Origin of the sequence: Bartonella queenslandensis AUST/NH15, from assembly GCF_000312585.1 — a bacterium.
Taxonomy (GTDB): Bacteria; Pseudomonadota; Alphaproteobacteria; order Rhizobiales; family Rhizobiaceae; genus Bartonella; species Bartonella queenslandensis_A.
In genome coordinates this window covers 25,275-44,461 of record NZ_HE998010.1, presented here as the reverse complement: position 1 = coordinate 44,461, position 19,187 = coordinate 25,275, and the positions used below count along the sequence as shown (strand labels likewise).

The 19,187-nt window shown below is 38.9% G+C and carries 16 protein-coding genes and 1 pseudogene; 16 read left to right on the top strand and 1 reads right to left on the bottom strand.

The genetic code is table 11. The features are described 5' to 3' along the window. Positions 1-193 (top strand): hypothetical protein (locus tag BN338_RS12685; protein ID WP_210160961.1); only part of this gene is annotated, 193 nt, incomplete at its 5' end. Between the two features lie 548 nt (positions 194-741). Here BN338_RS12685 and BN338_RS07370 read toward each other — a convergent pair. Continuing rightward, complete coding sequence (locus BN338_RS07370) at positions 742-1,467, bottom strand: hypothetical protein (protein WP_039760571.1); 726 nt, start codon at positions 1,465-1,467, stop codon at positions 742-744. 395 nt (positions 1,468-1,862) lie between these two features. Here BN338_RS07370 and BN338_RS07365 point away from each other — a divergent pair, with 395 nt between their 5' ends. The 15 genes and pseudogenes from BN338_RS07365 to BN338_RS07285 all read left to right on the top strand — a co-directional run. After that, entirely contained in the window at positions 1,863-2,183 is a 321-nt protein-coding gene (locus tag BN338_RS07365) for a TrbC/VirB2 family protein (RefSeq protein ID WP_039760569.1), read from the top strand. Beyond that, a complete protein-coding gene (locus tag BN338_RS07360; protein ID WP_039760567.1) occupies positions 2,184-2,492 on the top strand; it encodes a VirB3 family type IV secretion system protein in 309 nt (102 codons plus the stop codon). Positions 2,493-2,514: 22 nt separating this feature from the next. After that, positions 2,515-4,869, top strand: coding sequence for a VirB4 family type IV secretion/conjugal transfer ATPase (locus BN338_RS07355; RefSeq protein ID WP_039760565.1), 2,355 nt, complete (start codon positions 2,515-2,517; stop codon positions 4,867-4,869). Then, a complete protein-coding gene (locus BN338_RS07350; protein WP_039760563.1) occupies positions 4,866-5,357 on the top strand; it encodes a type IV secretion system protein VirB5 in 492 nt (163 codons plus the stop codon). The genes BN338_RS07355 and BN338_RS07350 overlap by 4 nt, the downstream gene beginning before the upstream one ends. Then, positions 5,344-6,321, top strand: a complete 978-nt coding sequence (locus BN338_RS07345) for a TrbL/VirB6 family protein (protein WP_039760561.1) — start codon at positions 5,344-5,346, stop codon at positions 6,319-6,321. The genes BN338_RS07350 and BN338_RS07345 overlap by 14 nt, the downstream gene beginning before the upstream one ends. 210 nt (positions 6,322-6,531) lie before the next feature. Further along, positions 6,532-6,846: a hypothetical protein gene (locus BN338_RS07340; protein WP_039760559.1), complete on the top strand. Its 315-nt coding sequence runs from the start codon at positions 6,532-6,534 to the stop codon at positions 6,844-6,846. Next, positions 6,800-7,503, top strand: a pseudogene (locus BN338_RS07335) (VirB8 family type IV secretion system protein). The gene BN338_RS07340 and the pseudogene BN338_RS07335 overlap by 47 nt, the downstream one beginning before the upstream one ends. After that, the gene (gene virB9, locus BN338_RS07330) at positions 7,500-8,366 is read left to right on the top strand and encodes a P-type conjugative transfer protein VirB9 (protein WP_039760557.1); all 867 of its coding nucleotides are present in this window, start codon (positions 7,500-7,502) and stop codon (positions 8,364-8,366) included. The pseudogene BN338_RS07335 and the gene virB9 overlap by 4 nt, the downstream one beginning before the upstream one ends. Continuing rightward, positions 8,359-9,531, top strand: a complete 1,173-nt coding sequence (gene virB10 / locus BN338_RS07325) for a type IV secretion system protein VirB10 (RefSeq protein ID WP_039760555.1) — start codon at positions 8,359-8,361, stop codon at positions 9,529-9,531. The genes virB9 and virB10 overlap by 8 nt, the downstream gene beginning before the upstream one ends. Further along, positions 9,528-10,598: a P-type DNA transfer ATPase VirB11 gene (virB11, locus tag BN338_RS07320; protein WP_039760553.1), complete on the top strand. Its 1,071-nt coding sequence runs from the start codon at positions 9,528-9,530 to the stop codon at positions 10,596-10,598. Before virB10 ends, virB11 begins: the two co-directional genes overlap by 4 nt. Before the next feature lie 62 nt (positions 10,599-10,660). Further along, a complete protein-coding gene (locus BN338_RS07315; RefSeq protein ID WP_039760551.1) occupies positions 10,661-10,876 on the top strand; it encodes an antitoxin VbhA family protein in 216 nt (71 codons plus the stop codon). A 10-nt stretch (positions 10,877-10,886) separates the two neighbouring features. Further along, positions 10,887-12,512: a BID domain-containing T4SS effector gene (locus tag BN338_RS07310; RefSeq protein ID WP_039760549.1), complete on the top strand. Its 1,626-nt coding sequence runs from the start codon at positions 10,887-10,889 to the stop codon at positions 12,510-12,512. 145 nt (positions 12,513-12,657) lie between these two features. Beyond that, a complete protein-coding gene (traG, locus tag BN338_RS07305; protein WP_039760547.1) occupies positions 12,658-14,574 on the top strand; it encodes a Ti-type conjugative transfer system protein TraG in 1,917 nt (638 codons plus the stop codon). Positions 14,575-16,221: 1,647 nt separating this feature from the next. Next, positions 16,222-17,820: a BID domain-containing T4SS effector gene (locus BN338_RS07295; protein ID WP_039760543.1), complete on the top strand. Its 1,599-nt coding sequence runs from the start codon at positions 16,222-16,224 to the stop codon at positions 17,818-17,820. A 329-nt stretch (positions 17,821-18,149) separates the two neighbouring features. Beyond that, positions 18,150-19,187 (top strand): BID domain-containing T4SS effector (locus BN338_RS07285; protein WP_039760539.1); only part of this gene is annotated, 1,038 nt, incomplete at its 3' end.

Below are 19,187 nucleotides of genomic sequence, written 5' to 3'. Positions count from 1 at the left end.
CACCAAAGCAAAAAGTCCAATGCCTTTTTACATATCTGTATTTTGGTCATTGCTTCCCTATGTTGTTATAGTCATTTTATACTTAGCGGTATCAAAATATAGAGAAAACACCAACAATACAAAACATTTTTATGAAGATTTTTTCGTAAGAATCTATTTGAAATCCATCCATCATAGGGAAGACAGCATTTAGAATGCAGATAATTTTATATGAAAGATTCATAAAGCATGCGACAGATCGACTAATCGCTTTGAAGAAATAAACAGCTTTTTCTAATACGGAAAACAAAATTCTGATCAAAAAACTTTTGCTATGAATTCTTTTAAGCCATTGTAAAATATTCTACCCGTTATATTAAACGTTACACCATTTTGTGGGCTATTCATTTTTTCCTTTTATCAATCTCGCTCTAAAAATTGATCAATCCTACTCTAGAAATCCATTTCTTGAGCACTTTTTGTCTTCTCACTTTCTCCTTCAAGCACAAATATTCAAAAATCCTTTGCCACCCACTATGACATTCCCCTTCTTTTGAAAAACACACAAGGAGAGGCCTCATTTTAAGAGAAAATCTTTCTTGGACATAGAAGTATTAGACATAGAAGTATTATCCGTTCACCTTTATGAAAAAAGACGCTAATATCCTCACGGTTCATTCCAGTTTACTCTAGGGACTGTTGTAATTTTATGAATCAAGTTTTCTCTATCAAGGTTTAAGTCAATAGGTTGGTTACAATCAATCACGGACTTGCAAAGGGGTTGTAAGATCCATTATCGCGCCGCCATTTTAAAGGTTCAGTGAAGTGACTTGACCAAAGACCAATCTTGTTGTCACGTGCTTTTTCTTCCGCATGATGATACTGTGTTGGAATAGGATTTTTACCCTCCTTTGAAAGGACCAACATACCTTCTGCAAGACCGGCTTCTGCCAAATCAACCCCCTGAACAAAACATTGCGCATAATAAACACCATTGTGCATAAAAGCCTGCTTACAGGATAAATCCTGACCAAGTGTTTTGGTAACAAGCCAAGCCATTGTAACTGCCCCACAGGGCCATTCTTGATCCTTTAATTTTGCTTTTTGGCGTGGTGCACATGTGTCCACACCATAAAGATGAATATCACGGGTAATATGGGATCGCCAAGATTGCGCAGAAGGCGTCAGTAATTTAAATGTGGTTCCACTCGTAACAGATGCTCTACCATGAAAAACAACAGCACTATTGGCAATATCGTTTAATGAAATGCTCTTCTGCAAATCAAGCACTGGTTCATCTTTTTCTAATGGCTGTTTGGAGATAGATTTAACCAACTTTTTTTCTTCTCGATAGAGATCAACAATATCTTGAATATCTTGCATCTCAAACGGTTTAAGAATACTGAAATCTATTTTATCTTTATATTGGCTTAATCCCCATACCATGGACCCCATAATGTAAATAATAACAATCAATTTAAATAGCATCTCTTAACACGCTCGCTCAAAAAAATCATTGTTTTCCTATCCTTATCAGATCATTTATCAGCAATCCCCTTGTTTTTAAAGAAAAAATCCAAATATAAGTGTTGCAGATTAACTACATTTTGTAAAGAATAATATTCTTTCTTGCATTATTTCAATATTGTTATTTTTACCAATATATACAACTTAAAATTGCCATTTTCATATAACACAATTTCAATTTGAAAAGACTTTTGTCTCTATTTAAGAAGAAAATTTTGAGAGTGAAAAGATCCGCTATCAAGACTTTTCAAAAAAACGAGGAGTTGAGACTGTCATGAAGTAACAGAATTCTCCAGTTGTTAGAGGCAATGGAATGTCGACAGATGAACAAATATTGTTTGTTAAAGAGAGGTAAAATGACAGATAATAGATTCCAAAACATCATTTTTATCGTGACCATGCTGCTTTTTACGGCAGTTTTTGTATCAGATCTTTCTTATGCTGCTTCTGCTGCTGGAGGAGATGGTCTAGGGAAGCTTGATGGTGTTTTAAACAACATTGTCACAATGATGACAGGTGGAACAGCAAGGCTCATTGCTATTATATGTGTTGCTGCTGTGGGGATTGGCTGGATGTACGGCTTCATTGATTTACGCAAAGCGGCTTACTGTGTTCTAGGGATTGCTATTGTTTTTGGTGCCCCTACTCTCGTCACTAAATTAGCGGGCACAACATAAATGAACGAAGATACTCTTTTCCTTGCCTGTACGCGTCCGGCCATGTTTGCCGGTGTTACAATGGAAGCAATGGCGCTCAATGTTATGGCTACATCCATTATTTTCATTTTGACCAGTGATTTTACCATGTTTGGTCTTGGGATTGGGATGCACTTTATTTTACGAGAAGTGACAAAGTATGATCACAACCAATTTCGCGTATTATTTGCATGGCTCAATACACGAGGAAAACAAAAAAACCTCAACCGATGGGGAGGAGGTTCAACCTCCCCTTTACGCCTTATCCGCACCTATAAAGAACTAAACTGAAGGAACGAAACCGGTGAAACAGATGTCAATGATGAAACGGGAAACTTTACCTGAAGAATATATTCCCTATATACGTCACATTAACCAACACGTCATTGCTTTAAGTTCACGCTGTTTGATGGTTGTGTTGGCCGTTGAAGGTATAAATTTTGACACTGCGGATATTGATCAATTAAATTCTTTACACAACCAATTGAACACTCTTTTGAAAAATATTGCAGACGAACGGGTTGCTTTATATTCCCACATCATCCGCCGTCGTGAAACGATTTATCCAGAAGGCCATTTTCTTTCATCTTTTGCAACAAAATTAGATGAAAAATATAAAAAGAAAATGGTTTTGCAAGAACTATATCGAAATGATCTATTTATTTCACTGCTTTGGAATCCCGCAGCGGATAAAACGGAACGACTGGTTGCATTTTTTCAGCGCTTAAGCAAAGCAAAAAAAACACAATCTGAACCCGATGAGGAAGCTATTCGTAAACTCGAAGAGTTAAGCCAAGATCTCATGCAAGGTTTGGAAGAATATAATGTTCGTTTGCTATCAATCTATGAACACGAAGGGCTTTTATTTTCAGAACAAAGTGAATTTCTCCACCAGCTGGTGGGTGGAAGACGTGAACGTATTCCTCTCACATTTGGCACCATTGCCTCAACGATTTACTCAGATCGTGTTATTTTTGGAAAAGAAATTATCGAAATTCGCCATGAGAGCAATGAACGCTTTGTCGGCATGTTTGGATGGAAAGAATACCCTTCTAAAACACGCCCCGGTATGACCGATGGTTTGCTTACGGTACCATTTGAATTTATCTCAACACAATCCTTTGTTTTTAAAAGTAAAGCGGCCGCTAGTGCCATTATGAGTCGCAAACAAAATCAAATGATTAATGCGGCCGATCGTGCGAGCTCACAGATTGATGCGCTAGATGAAGCCCTCGATGATTTGGAATCAAACCGTTTTGTTTTAGGTGAACATCACATTTCTTTAGCCGTTTTTGCGGATCATCCAAAAATGTTGACTGAAAACTTATCAAAGGCACGTTCCCATTTAACCAATGGGGGAGCCGTAATTGCTAGGGAAGATTTAGGATTAGAAGCCGCATGGTGGGCACAACTTCCTGGAAACTTTAGCTATCGTGCACGTTCAGGCGCCATCACCAGCAGAAACTTTGCCGCTTTATCGCCCTTTCATTCTTTCCCCGTTGGCAAATTGAACGATAATGTTTGGGGAGCTGCTGTCGCATTGCTAAAAACACAAGCTGGTTCACCTTACTATTTTAATTTTCATTATGGTGATCTTGGGAATACTTTTGTTTGCGGACCGTCTGGCTCTGGTAAAACAGTAATTGTTAATTTTCTTCTTGCACAATTACAAAAACACAATCCGAGAATGGTTTTTTTTGACAAAGATCAAGGAGCAGAGATTTTTGTACGCGCTGGAGGTGGAAAATATAAACCTCTAAAAAATGGACAGCCCACCGGTATTGCTCCCTTAAAGGGTATGGAATACAACGAAAAAAATAAAATCTTTCTTCGTAATTGGATCTTAAAACTTGTGACCCCTGAAGGGCAAACAGTGACCGAAGAAGAGCGACAAGATATTGCCAAAGCCATTGATTCCTTGGAAAACTTGCCCCCAACACAACGCTCTCTTGGTGCTCTTCAACTGTTTTTTGACAATACATCCAAAGAAGGGATTGCCATACGGCTACAACGCTGGATTAGAGGCAATGATTTAGGATGGGTTTTTGATAATGAACAAGATGATCTCAATTTAAATGCACAATTCATTGGCTATGACATGACCGATTTCTTAGACAACGAAGAAATTCGGCGTCCCTTGATGATGTATCTCTTTCACCGCATTCTTGATCTGATTGATGGACAGCGCATTATTATTGTCATTGATGAGTTCTGGAAAGCTTTAGAAGATGACTCATTCAAAGCTTTTGCGCAAGATCGGCTTAAAACAATTCGTAAACAAAATGGCTTAATGCTCTTTGCGACACAAAGCCCCAAAGATGCTTTAAACTCCACAATCGCACACACAATTATTGAGCAATGCCCCACCCAAATATTTTTTCCAAATCAAAAAGCAAATTACAATGATTATGTCGAAGCTTTCAAACTCACTGAGCGCGAATTTGAACTGATACAATCAGAATTAAGCAGAGAATCCCGTCGTTTTCTCGTCAAGCAAGGACAAAGCTCTGTCGTTGCAGAACTTAACTTACGTGGAATGAACGATGAGATCGCCGTTTTAAGCGGCACAACCAAAAATATTGAACTCATGAATGAAATTATAAACGAATATGGAGCAGATCCTGACAAATGGCTGCCCATATTTTATCAAAGGAGAAAAAATCAATGAAAAAATATGGCTTAGTGACACTGTTATCTTTTTCTTTTATTTCTCATGCAATAGCGCAAGCGCAAACAACAGCCGATGCTGATGAATATTATAAACAAGCACTCGAGAATACACAAAAATTAGATGCTGCAAAATCAGAAACAGCTGAAAGCATTTATAAAAACGCAACTGAAACTGCAAATAAAATCAAAGAAATAAGAAGCCAGCTTGAGAATATTCAATCAAAAGCAGATGCAAAACCTGAAGAATTGCAAGCTCTTCGGCAAGATCTTCAAGTAAATCTTTCTCTTCTTCAAGCAAGTCTTCAAGCGAGTTCTTTAAAACTTCAGTCTCTTGATATGATTCAAGCAAGAGATACGAAGACAAAGGATGAGCTGCGTGAAGAAAAGGAGCAACAAAAGCATAAACACATTGAAGCGCAATTAAAAGAAAAAGAAGAAAAATTAAAAGAAAAACTTGGAAGTACTGGTGCAGATGTCAGACTTTAGTTTTGCTCCCTTTGAAAGCGTTTCTGGGTATATTTTAACCCCTCTCGACAATGTGATGGACACAACGGTGAGTGGGTTATCTTCTGCACTTGCAGCGCCCTTAAATCTTGCCGCAATCATTTTTATCTTTCTGTATGGTTATAATGTTATGACAGGTCGCGTTGCGCTCTCCATGCATAGTCTTCTCAATAATGTTGTTAAAATCGTTGTTGTAACAACAATGGCAACGAATGCGGAGACGTTTAATACATATGTCAAAGATATTTTCTTCAATGATTTATCCAATGCTATTGGAAATGCGCTCAACAGCAATCCTGCCAACTCCAATGTTTTTGATTATATTTTATTAAAGGCAAATGCTCGCTATCAAGAAGTCTTATACAATGCTTGGTTTTTTGAAAAAATCGTTGTGGGGATTCTTGGTTCTATCATGCTTCTCGCGGTTATTCTCTTTTGTATAGGGGGGTTCATTGTTCAAATGTTTGCACAAGTTGCACTGGTTATGATTATAGGTCTTGGACCTCTATTCATTAGTTTATATTTGTTCAATGCAACCCGAAAATACTCCGATGCATGGATTACAACTTTGATCAATTTTACCATTTTACAAGTTCTTGTGATCATGCTTGGAACCATTATATGTCAAGTTATCTTGCAAGTTCTCAAAGTTTCATATGAATCAATCTATGTTCTTTTCCCCCCTGTCATCGTCATTTCTATCATAGGGGTTATTATCTTCCGTGCACTTCCCGGTATTGCAACGGCCCTCGCCTCTGGTGGACCATACTTTAGCGCTGGTGTCTCTTCAGGAGGGCAGGTTTTCACGATGCTTGCCAATGGTGCAAGATCAAGTGGCAATGCCGTAAAGAGTGCCGCTTTACAAATCTCAGGAGCTGCCGGCAATGCTGCTAAAGGTGCAGCGGCAAAAGCAGGTAGATTTGGAGGTGGTCGTGGTCGGTTTTAAAATAAAGAACCTCTTTAACAGAATAAGCATTTTTGTTTTGCCTTGCGTGCGCCCTTTGGCGCACGCGCCATGATCCTGTTCCATGAAAGGCCTAAAACCTTAAGTCTTACAACAAAACCAATCACAATATTACATCACATAAATTTGTAAAAGTGTTCAGGAATAAAGGCTCTCATGCATTGCATTCCAAGATATTTGTGAGTTCAAAAAATGAAACGAAAAATAACTTTTGTTATGATCCTAACAATCGCCCTTACCGGCTGTGCCTCTTTGAATGGACCTAAAAAACCACCACGCTGTAATGGCAAACATACACGTGTTTTAAATAAAGATAAGTGGAATTGGGACAATAAAAATATTGTCTTCCAAGAACAGGCTGTAAAATCTGTTACCGCACCCATCATTCTCAATACTTTAGACAGTGAAAAAGAAACAGCCAACCTAACACTTCATCCAGCTTTATTAAAGCCGGTTATTCATGAAGCACGATCTGATAAAACTGTGGAGGTTACACGTGAAAAGTGATGCCCTTGAAGAATATATAAAAGAAGCACGCTCATTTGACATTGATCGCATGCATAGCATGCGCGTGCGGATGAAAATTTCCATGGCTTTAACAGTGCTTTTTGGATTGATGACAATTGCGCTCGCTTTGGCTGTCGCAGCTTTGACGCCCTTGAAAACTGTAGAACCTTTTGTTATCCGCGTTGATAACTCAACGGGCATCATTGATACTGTAAGCGCTCTAAAAGAGTTTCCTAACGACTATGATGAAGCAATAACGCGTTATTTTGCCAGCCAATATGTTCGTGCTCGTGAAGGTTTTCAAGCATCAGAGGCAGAAAATAATTTTCGCTTAGTCTCTCTTTTATCTTCTCCAAAAGAACAAAACCGTTTTGCCAAATGGTACGCGGGCAATAATCCAGAAAGTCCACAAAATATTTATCATAACATGGTTGCTACAATCACAATCAAATCAATCTCTTTTATAAGCGAAGATCTTATCCAAGTTCGTTACTATAAAACGGTCAGAGACTTTAGTGAAAAGAAACTATTTCCCATTGGGTTTCAATTTTAAATTTTTCTTATGTTAACGCACACATTTCAACCTCTGACCGTCTCATCAACCCCCTTGGTTTTCAAGTATCGGAATATAGATCTGATCCAGAGGTGATAAAATGATCAGACTTTTACACATAATTTTTTTAACTTTTACAATCACTCTCGGCTTTCATACGGTCCTCTCATTTGCGGAAACAGCGCCTGTGAGTGCACGTAAAGATAACCGCATCAGATTTATCAATTATGACCCCTACAACGTCGTACAAATCATTGGCTCCATTCGCTCTTCAGTTCAACTGGAATTTGCCGAAGATGAAGAAGTAGCCTATGTAGGAATTGGAAATTCCGTTGCTTGGCAAGTTGCGCCAGCTGGCCACTTTGTTTTTCTCAAACCGCGTGAAGTCCAACCTGTAACCAATTTACAAATCGTCACAAGCCGCCAAGATGGAACAAAACGCTCTTATCAATTTGAGTTGCAAATCCGTGAAGGCGATGTTTCAGCCGGCAATGAGACCTATTTCTTGGTAAAGTTTCGCTATCCAGAAGATGAAGCCTTGCGTAAGAAATTAGCCGAAGCCGCAAAAGCCGAACAACGTGAAGAAAATTTTGTCAATGATATTTTAAATATCCATGAAGATTTGGGACCACGCAATTGGGCTTATGAAGCCCAAGGCTCATCCCTTATTGAACCTAGTTCTGTCTATGATAATGGGAAAACAACAACCTTTACCTTTTTAGGCAATGTTGAAATCCCGGCCATTTACCTTGTAACCCCTGATGGACAAGAATCCCTCATTCCTAGATCAATTAAAGGCAACAAGGTTATTGTTCATGCGACAGCAGCACAATTCACGCTACGACGTGGAAATGAAGTATTGTGCATCTTTAATAAAAGGTTTGTCCCAGAAGGAATTAACCCTGAAACAGGGACCACATCACCATCTGTAAAACGTAAAGTGAACATAGGAAGCAGCCATGAATAACAACGTGGATGAAAAAAATATTAACGATCGCGATACAATAAAAAATGCTCAAGGAAAAAGTCAACAGAGCAATGTAGGCAAAGCAATCGCTCTTGTTATTCTTTTCAGTGTCTGTCTTTATTTAGCCTATTCAACGCTTGTTACAGACAAAAAACCACCGATTGAATCTTCAAAAGAAGGACCAAAAGAAGGTAAAGTTATCAAACAAACAGAACTTTTTCGTCCTGCACAGCCTGCTCCTCCCTCGGTTGAACAGGCTCATCGAAAGAACGCTCTGTTACCCAAAGTCGAGCTACCAACACCCAACATCAATCAATTAAATTCTGATGACCCCTTGTTGGAAGCCGCCCAACGTGCTCCTGTATTAGCTTATGCGAATACACAACAAGGCAAAACAAATTCACAAGCAAATAATGGCACTTTGCCACATCAACTTGAAAGCAAACCTGATGAGACAACACAACGCTTCAATCATCTTCTCAAACCTACAGTGCTTGAAGGTATTCGTGCTTCAACCCTTGGCAATCGAAATTATATCATCACGATGGGAACTTCTATCCCTTGTATCTTAGAAACCGCCATCAACAGTGATCAACAAGGGTTTGCCAGTTGTATCGTTTCCAGAGATATTTTATCAGACAATGGTCGTGTTGTTCTTCTTGATAAAGGCACCCAAATTGTTGGTGAATATCGCGCCGGTTTGAAAAAAGGCCAAAAACGTCTCTTTGTGCTATGGAATAGAGCAAAAACCCCCAATGGTATCATTATATCCTTAGCTTCACCGGCAACAGACAATTTAGGACGTTCTGGTATTGACGGTGATATTGATAATCATTGGTTAGAGAGGATTGGATCGGCACTTCTTGTATCTCTCATAAAAGATGCAACAAGCTATGCCAATAAACGTTTATCAAAAAAACAAGAAAAAGAAGAGAATGAAACAATCTCTTCAGGACAAAACATTGCAAATATTATTGTCGAAAATTACGCTAATATTCCTCCAACTTTATCCAAAAACCAAGGGGAAATGGTGAATGTTTTTGTTGCCCGTGATTTAGATTTTTCCGGCGTTTATAAATTGAAAGTCATCGAAAATAAAAAGCAGATTATCAATCGGGCTGTTTCAAGAAACTTTTATAAAAATTCTGCGATACCTTTAAAATGAATCCAAATTTACACACCATGAGTGATGAAGCCGTCACTATTGTTCTCACAAAACTTGAACCCATCAATACTTTTTTAAAAGATGAGAGTCTTTTTGAAATTGTTATCAATCGTCCCTATCAAGTGATGACAGAAGGGGTTGATGGATGGAAAACAATAGAAGTGCCGGCTCTCTCTTTTAATGAACTGATGGGAATTGCAAAAGTTGTCGCATCCTATTCCAAGCAAAATATATCAGATAGGAATCCAATATTATCGGCGACTCTCCCAGGCAATGAGCGCATTCAAATTGTCATTCCTCCAGCTGTTGAAAAAGACACGATTAGTATGACAATTCGCAAGCCCTCATCGCAGAGTTTTTCTCTCGAAGAACTCGCCAATAAAGGACTTTTCTCGTTATGTGAGCAGGTCTCTTTCACACCCTTGAATGATTATTATATGCGTTTTAACGAACTCAAAATCATCGAGCATAATTTAGCCAATGCTTACTACAATAAGGACTTTGTTTCCTTTTTAAATCAGGCTGTAAAATACCAAAAAAATATTTTGATTGCAGGGAAAACGGGTTCGGGTAAAACAACATTATCAAAAGCGTTAATCGCTAAAATCCCTCAAGACGAGCGTATTATCACCATAGAAGACACACAAGAATTGGTGATACCGCACCCTAACCATGTCTCGATGATCTATTCAAAAGATGGCCAAGGCTTAGCTTCTGTTGGTCCCAAAGAATTGCTTGAATCATCTTTACGGATGCGTCCTGATCGTATTCTTTTGCAAGAGCTTCGAGATGGTACAGCCTTTTATTATATCCGCAATGTCAATTCAGGCCATCCAGGCTCTATCACAACCGTTCATGCCTCAACAGCCCTTGCTGCCTTTGAACAAATGACCCTTTTGGTCAAAGAAAGTGAAGGAGGAGGTGATTTAGAGCGTGATGATATTCGAGGTCTATTGATTTCAATGATTGATATCATCATCCAATGCAAACGGGTTGAAGGAAAATTTAAGGTTACAGAAATTTATTATGATCCCTTCAAACAACGAAACATCTTTGGCGGTGACTAAGACAAGATCATATCGGTTGAAAGCTCTTTTAAAGCAACGATTAGCCATAAAAGGAAAAATGCATGAAAACCAAAACAACAGAGAATAGAGACAATCTTTTATCGATGACAGCAGAAGAATTAAAACAACGCCGCCAAGCTGTTGATGCCGTCATCAGCACCCATGCAATAGAGGATATAACGCTTCACTCCAAAACACTAAAAATTCTAGAGGAATACGCAAAGGGGAACATTTCACTCGAGGAATTTAACACTCTGATGCACAACGCAAAATTATAAGGAGGTCACAATGCCAAAAGCAAAAGCAAAAACCAAAAATATCGAGACAATTTCTCCTTATCATTATGTCTATCCAAACACCACAACGCTCAAAAATAAATATGGCATAAAAGACTTAAAATCCTTTCTGGATAAATGCTCACATGATACAGCAGAAGCAATGATCAATCTGCGTGAAGCCCCCCTACCAGAAAAATTTGATAGTTCCTATTTATGCTCTATTCATCATCAGTTGTTTAAAAATACCTTTGAATGGGCTGGACAGACTCGCAATGTTCCCTTTACATTTTTAGATGGTACCACCGCCATCGCTCCAGTAATGAAAAAAATAACAAGTTTTGCAATCGGCAACGAATTACAAGAAGGTTTACAAAAATTAGATCAAACGCTTAGCGAAAAAAATAATTTACGAGATTTATCATGCAAAGAATTCGCTCATGAAGCAGCCAAAATATTTGCCTCTCTTAACTATACACACCCTTTTAGAGAAGGCAATGGGCGTACACAACGGATCTTTTTTGAGAATCTCGCTCAAGCAGCAGGGCATCAGCTTGATTTTTCACTTATTACAAAAGAACGCATGTTAGTTGCTAGTGTCGCAGCAATACAAAATGACGATCTAGAACCGATGCAACATCTGTTTGAAGATATCTCCAATCCAAAAAAAATTCATCTTTTAAAAGAATTCATGAGCAATATGAAAGAACTTGGACGCAATGTGAATGATCGCCCTGTTATGGTCACCAAGGAAGGTGAAACTTACACGGGAACCTATAGGGGGGCTGGTCATGATAGCTTTGCTTTCAATGTGAAAGGCGCTTACATTATTGGCAACAAAGAAGATCTCACACCAGAACAACTCAAAACATTAAAACCTGGTGATAAATTTACCTTCACCGTCCCACAAACACGAGAGTTAAAAAATATTCTCATTCCTGAAGAAAAATTAGCCCCTTTATCAAAAACTGAAAAAGCTGAAATGATTGCAGAAGATGCCCGTGTCCACACCGCTCGAAACCAAATCCAACAATTGTCAAAAATTGTTTATGGCAACGCAAAAACATTGGACAAAAAGATGGTCGAGATTATTAAAAATCCAGCCTTAGGTCAACAGCTCGCCGATCAGATTGAAAAGACACCCGACTCTGTTGCTCATCTTGCTGGTTTCAGTTTATGTGGACTTCAAAATCAAGCCCGTGCAAACGCTAAAAATCATCTTGAGATGCTCTGTAGTGCTGTTACAAATTTCGCACATGCTGTAAAATATGCGGAAAAGGAAATTACGCAAGAACATGCAACTGAACAAAAACGCCGTGCAACAGCCGTAGAAATGCCAAGTAAAAACTTGCAAGACCTCTTCACCTTGCCCAAAGAATTACAGCAAGAATCTTTAGCAAAAAATCTTGGACTTCAAAAAGAGCTGACAAGCCTTGTCAAAAACATCAATAGCCGTCTCTCAGCCACTGAACATAAAGCTGTCAAAAATAATGAGTATGGAACATTGGCTCAAAGCATTGGTGTATCAGAAAATAAAGCCACGAAAATTGCACAAACTGTTAAGCAAGCCCAAGAAGTACACCAGCAAATCTGCACGCGCGCAGTCATTCGCTCAAATGTGCTCGCTATGGCCAGCTAGGAATGGATGAAACCTTCCTCTTTCATGAAAAGGGCGCATAAACGGAAACGGGTTAGCCGTTAGCGCCTTTTCAAAAGAGAGTATTACACACCTGAAAAAAGAGCATTGCACAGCAAATTCTAAAGAGAATTGAAAGTAAAATACAATGAAATATACCAAGGCACAAATGGTCCTTATTTTAGTCCCAATCATTTTAGGGGCTTTAACGATATTCCTTGTTCCTCATTTTTTGTCGTTTATAACAAATGGATTAAAGAGCGATCAAATTTATTGGACTCTTCGTTCAGAGCCTTTACTAGTCTTAGCACTAACGGCTGCTGTTTCATTGTTGTATAGTCTCTCGCAAAAACTACACCTGCGTAAAACAATTACTTTTGTCTCCATTGTCTTTTTTGGAACCATTGCTCTTTACTATGTTGTGGGTGAAATAAAACGCTTAAGTCCCTATGTTGGCCAACAAGGCATAACGTGGAGCTATGCGCTTCAATTCATGGATCCTATGGTTGTCTTTGGCATCATCATTGGTGCTTTTTTTTTCCTCATTCAATTCGCCACAACTTCTCCCCCTAAAAATAAGCTCAAGCGTGCCAAAAAAGAGGTTTTTGGGGGAGCAGCATGGATGGATTTAAGAGAGGCAGCAAAAATTTTTCCTGCCAATGGGCAAATTGTTGTGGGGGAAAGATACCGTGTTGATCAAGATAATGTATGCAAAATTCCCTTTGCACCTGGCAATAAAACAACATGGGGCAAAGGTGGAACCGCCCCTTTGCTAAGCTTTAATCTTGATTTTGGTTCAACCCATATGATTTTTTTTGCTGGTTCTGGTGGTTATAAAACCACAAGTACAGTGGTTCCCACGTGTTTAACCTATCCAGGATCTATTATTTGTCTTGATCCTTCAACAGAAGTGGCCCCAATCGTCAAATTTGCCCGTCAAAAGATGGGCAATAGAAATGTTATTGTTCTCGATCCTAATTCACTTTTAACAAAAAGTTTTAATGTCATCGATTGGCTTTTAGATGACAGCGTACCCCGCACACAACGTGAAGCCAATATTGTTAGTTTTTCTAAATTGCTTCTCAGCGATAAAAAATCAGACAATTCTTCAGCGGAATATTTCTCCACACAAGCCCATAATCTTTTAACGGCTCTTCTTGCTCATGTCATATTTTCTGATGAATATGAAGACCATGAGCGCAATTTAAAAACATTGCGCGAAATTCTCTCTCAATCAGAAACAGCTATTATCAATCAATTACGCATGATTCAAGAAACAACACCTTCTCCTTTTATTCGCGAAATGGTGGGTATTTTTACAGAAATGGCAGAACAAACTTTTTCAGGAGTCTATACAACTGCCTCAAAAGACACTCAATGGCTTTCTTTGTCTAATTATGCAGATCTTGTCTGTGGTGATGATTTTTTCTCCTCAGATATTGCCAATGGTAATATAGATGTTTTTCTCAATCTCCCCGCCAGCATTTTAAACAGCTACCCAGCGATAGGACGTGTGATTATTGGAGCCTTTCTCAATGCCATGGTTACAGCAGACGGTAACTATAAAAAGCGTGTTTTATTTGTCTTGGATGAAGTTGATCTTCTAGGTTATATGAATATTTTAGAAGAAGCCCGTGATCGTGGACGTAAATACGGCACATCCTTGATGCTCTTTTATCAATCCACGGGTCAGTTGGTCAATCACTTTGGAGAATCAGGGGCCCGTTCATGGTTTGAAAGTTGCTCCTTTGTCAGCTATGCGGCCATTAAAGACCTCCAAACAGCTAAAGAGATTTCAGAACGCTGTGGTCAAATGACCGTTGAAGTCACCGGAGTGAGCAAATCAAGAGGTTTATCTTTAGGGAAGAGTTCTTACAACATCAATTACCAACAAAGAGCGCTCATTTTACCCCACGAGGTTATTCAAGAAATGCGTCAAGATGAACAAATTATTCTGATACAAGGGCAACCTCCTTTGCGATGTGGCCGTGCCGTCTATTTCAGAAGAAAAGAAATGTTAGCCGCTGCTGCAAAAAATCGTTTTGCCCCACAAAAGAAAAACTAACCTCCATGAGAAGATATTGACAAAAAATAACAATAAAACAAAAAAAGGCATATATCCCTATTTTTTTAAAGCTTATGAACGAAAAATTCCCCGTCCACATATAAGAAAAACAAGGGCAAAAAATCCGTGATTTTTCCTCTTATATTTTGTGCATCGCTTTACCAGCAACCATGATCTTTAAAAAGTCTCTATAAAAACGCCCATACACCAACCAATAGCGACACCAATCCCGCCAAAAAAGAACATATTCCTACAAAGTTTTTCATATATAACTTTAAAATACATTGATTTATAATAATCACTCATATTTTTGTGTTGAATGAGAGACGAGATAGCGTAAGATGCTCTCATTTCAAATCTGTTCCATGTTGCCTCAATCACCCCCCTATCACTGACATGTTACAAGCAGGAACCCTAGGTGAAGTGGAGATGTACAAGTAAAGGCACGCGTTTTCATAAACCGCCTTAAAGTCCAAGGGTTTGTCAGCAATATTTTAGCGCTAGCACAAACTGTGTGATGGTAGCAGCTTTCTTTATGAAACATAAAAATGGGGGCGCTCAATAGATTTTATACACTTTATGGGGGCTGTACCATTATACCATTCACAAGCATCGTCACCAAATAGGTGTGTTAAAAGATGTCTCTTTAAAACAATCCTGTAAAGATGCAACACAATAGTATTCTGTTTTACGTAAAGGGCGTGCCTCCATTAAAGAATATAATAAACAAAAGATTTCCCTTTAAGACAAGAAACTCTCAAAATACCCATACGATAAACACCGTTTTTTCCAAAAAACATCCAAATATACACCAAAATGAATAAAACGTTCTTATAAAAGGTTTTTCCCCTTTACGATATCATCACGTGTTCTATTTAAACAACTAAGTGCTGAAAAAACACATTTTCTTAACCCAAAGAAAAATTTTCCCCTCTTATGGGGTTTAAAGCAGCGCAATACAATTAAGAGCAACGCACAAAGTAAAAAACATTTTGTCGTAAACATACACAAACAAGATGCCCACATAGACTAATAAGAAAAACATAATGGAGAAAAATTCTTGATAACTTCTTTGATCCATAGACTTCCCAATCTGAACACTATGTATGAAAAATCCCCAAGCCATCCGATAACCAAGAGCAATTCTCTCCGCTATATCCACGCCCTTCATCAAGGTGCTTTTGCGAATAACTTTTTTAAAGGCAAAACAGCAAAGATCTTAAGCAACATTTTTCTTTTTTTCCCCTTCTTCCCCACCTCAAAGGATGAAGATTTCACCCAGAGCAGATTTATAAAAAATCCATCTTTTAACCCCTTCACGGGATTCATAGCAACATCTTAAGTATCAATATTTTACAACACAGCAGAATAATAAATAAAAGAAAACATCAGAGAAGCTAAAATAAATGAAAAAAGAAATAGACATGAAAACAATCGCAACAAAATATTATGTATTTCTCACACCCAAAACCTGTCAAAAGCTTCACAAAAGGGTTGCTACAACTATCCGCACACTTGAGGGAAGAGCACTTTCTCTCATAACACTTTAAATTTCAAAAGAATACGCGAAGGGAAATTTTCAATATACCAACATGCAGCGTTTAAAACGCGCATCAATCATCACCTTATCCTTTAAGGAGAGCATATATGTTAGAGCAAAATTATTTATATAAAGGAACCACAACACTCAAAAATAAATATGGCATCAAAGATCCTAAAAAACTTTACGAACGCTGTGCCCATGACGTCTCTAAAGAAGCCGTCAATTTTCGTCATGAACCACTCCCACAAAAATTTGATGCCGCTTATCTAACCTTAATCCACTGGAGTCTCTTCCACAAAACTTTTGAATGGGCAGGCTACACCCGCGATACATCCTTTACATTTGAAGATGGCACCACCGCCCGTATGCCGGCGATGCGTCCTAAAGGTTATGAAGCTCCTTTTGCTATCGGTCCACAGATAAAAAAAGAACTCAAACAAGTCGAAAAAACACTGAACCAGAAGAACAATTTAAAAGGCTTATCGCGCCAAGAATTTGCTGAAAATGCCGCTGACGTTTTTATTGCACTCGAGCACGCACACCCTTTCAGAAAAGGCAATGGACGCGTCAATCGAATGTTTATGGAAAAACTTGGACAAGCAGCAGGACATACCATTGACTTTTCTTTCATCACAAAGGGACGCATGACAACAGCTTGTATTGGAGCCATGCAATATGGCAATTCCCAACCGATGAAAGATCTTTTTGAAGATATCACCCATCCACAAAAATCCGTTATTTTAAAAGAATTCATCTCCCAAATGAGAGAAGCTGAACTGGATGAAATTAACAATCGTGTTGTTGTTACAGCAAAAGAAGATGTAACCTATGAAGGCATCTTTAGAGGCGTTTCAGCAGAAGGTTTTGTCATGGAAGTAGAGGGAGCTTTCGTCGTCGGGCACAAAGATGATCTTCTCCCAGAACAGATCAAAACATTACGCAATGGCGACCGCCTCTGCTTTCAAAAAACCAATGTTCAAAATATAAAAGAAACACTGATCCCAAAGGAAACATTAGCCCCTCTTACTCATGAAGCGTTATTCGCCAAGATTGCAAATGACGCTTATGTTGAAGAAAGCCGAAAAAACATCGAACATTTATCAAAGACTGTTTATGGTAAAACGCAAGCCTTAAAGACAAAATTGGACATCATAACAGCAGATCCAAACTTAGGAAATCAGTTTGCCGATGAAACTCTCCAAAACCCTCAATCAATTTCTAAATTTGCTGGACGTAAAATACTTGGCATGAAAAGTCCAAATCGCAAGTACGCGGAACAAACTGTTCCACAACTCAGCCAAGCCCTTAAAAATTACAGCGCCATAACACAACAAGCAAAAGATACAATTCTAGAACAACACCAAAGAGAACAAAATCGCCTGAGCCATTCAGTCGAAAAACCTGGAAACAATTTACAAAACCTTTTTTCCTTATCAGAAGAACAACAAAGAACAGCTTTATTGCATTCTCCAGCACTACGACAAGAACTCCATACCTTTTCACGCAAACTACACAATCGTCTCTCCTCAGAAGAGCGTAAAGCCATACACGAAAAAGATCATACAAGACTAGCGTGCCTTCTTGGTACATCAGAAAGCAAAGCGAAAGAAATTGCACACATGGTAAAGAATACCAAAGAAGCACAATGTCAAGCCCGCAGCTTGAAAGTTAGTCGTTCCTCATCACTGGCTCTCACGGGTTAAAAACGTACCAACTTTTGCCTTCCAACAGAACTCTTGGTCTCAATCATTTCATCTCCATTGTGCCTGCAAATTGTTTTAGAATATTACAAAATATAGTCCTAAAAAAATATCCTGCAATGTATTATAACTTATTGATAAAATTTAACAAAAAACTTTATAATTTCACAAAAAAACTTTATAAAAGACATAAATCTCCATTACACACCAAAATGAATAGCGCGAAATCTTTGGAAACCATTCAGTTTGATATTTTCCTTTTGTCTTAAAAGATATCAAAAAAGTGGGGAATAGTCCAAAGAGGTTTTCTAAAATATTGAAAGGAAACAGCCATGAAAAAAAACCACCCACAACCAGATCCCCAGAATCCAGAAACACAAAATCCAGAAGCTCTCTACGCAAAAGTGAATAAATCACACAAAAGAGGAGGTCCACGCGTACCAAGCCCAGAAGAAATACAAGCAAATGCTAGAAGACAACCCCCTAGTGACTATGATACGCCCCCCCAACAGCCAACGGGAAAGATCTACGCCCCTCAATACCCTTTAGGAGCTGCCCATACAACGGTTGGAAGGGGTTCGCGTGAGCCTTCTCCAGAAAATCACACAAATCCCTATGCAGTCGTTGATCTGGCAACGGGTGAAACAGAGTTTCAAGAACAAAAAAATCCCCTCTATGACTCACCGAGCGGAAGCACCCAAGATGTGCGACATTCCCAAAGATCAGGCGAACATCTCTACGCCGAAATTGATCCGAGAACGCAAGGCGAACGTTCTCCCCAAAAACCAGTAGAAACTATCTATGCAAAGCTTGGCATGGGCGCTGAAGGCGGTCAAGAATCCCAACACCGGACAAATCCTCTCTACGAAGGGATTGGCAGAGCAACAACACCTCCTCCCAGAACCCCGAAAGATATCGTTACAACAAAGCTTTTACAAGACACAAGCTTTCAATATGGTGTAAGAGAAGTCCAAGTCTGGTGCCAAACCGTTTATAAAAACGAACATGCCTTGAATGAACAACTTGCTCGAATTCTTGAAAATCCTCAGAATGCAGAAAAAGTCTTATGGAACCTTGCAGCCCATCCTGAAAGCGTTGGCAAACTGGCTGGTAAGCAAGTCCTTGGTGTAAAAAGCCCCGATCGCAAAGAAGCTGAAAATGGTTTTCGTCACCTTTGCTCAGCTCTTGAGAGGCATATCCATAAGGCACAAAAGCTCCATAAACAGTTTACACGTGAGCAGGAAAGAGATCAAAGACACGAAAATCCAGAAAGAGATACAGAACACAGACATCACCACCACCATCATCGTCATCACGCAAGAGGACAAAATCGGGAGAGTCCAGAACACAGCCCTCAACGACAAAGACAC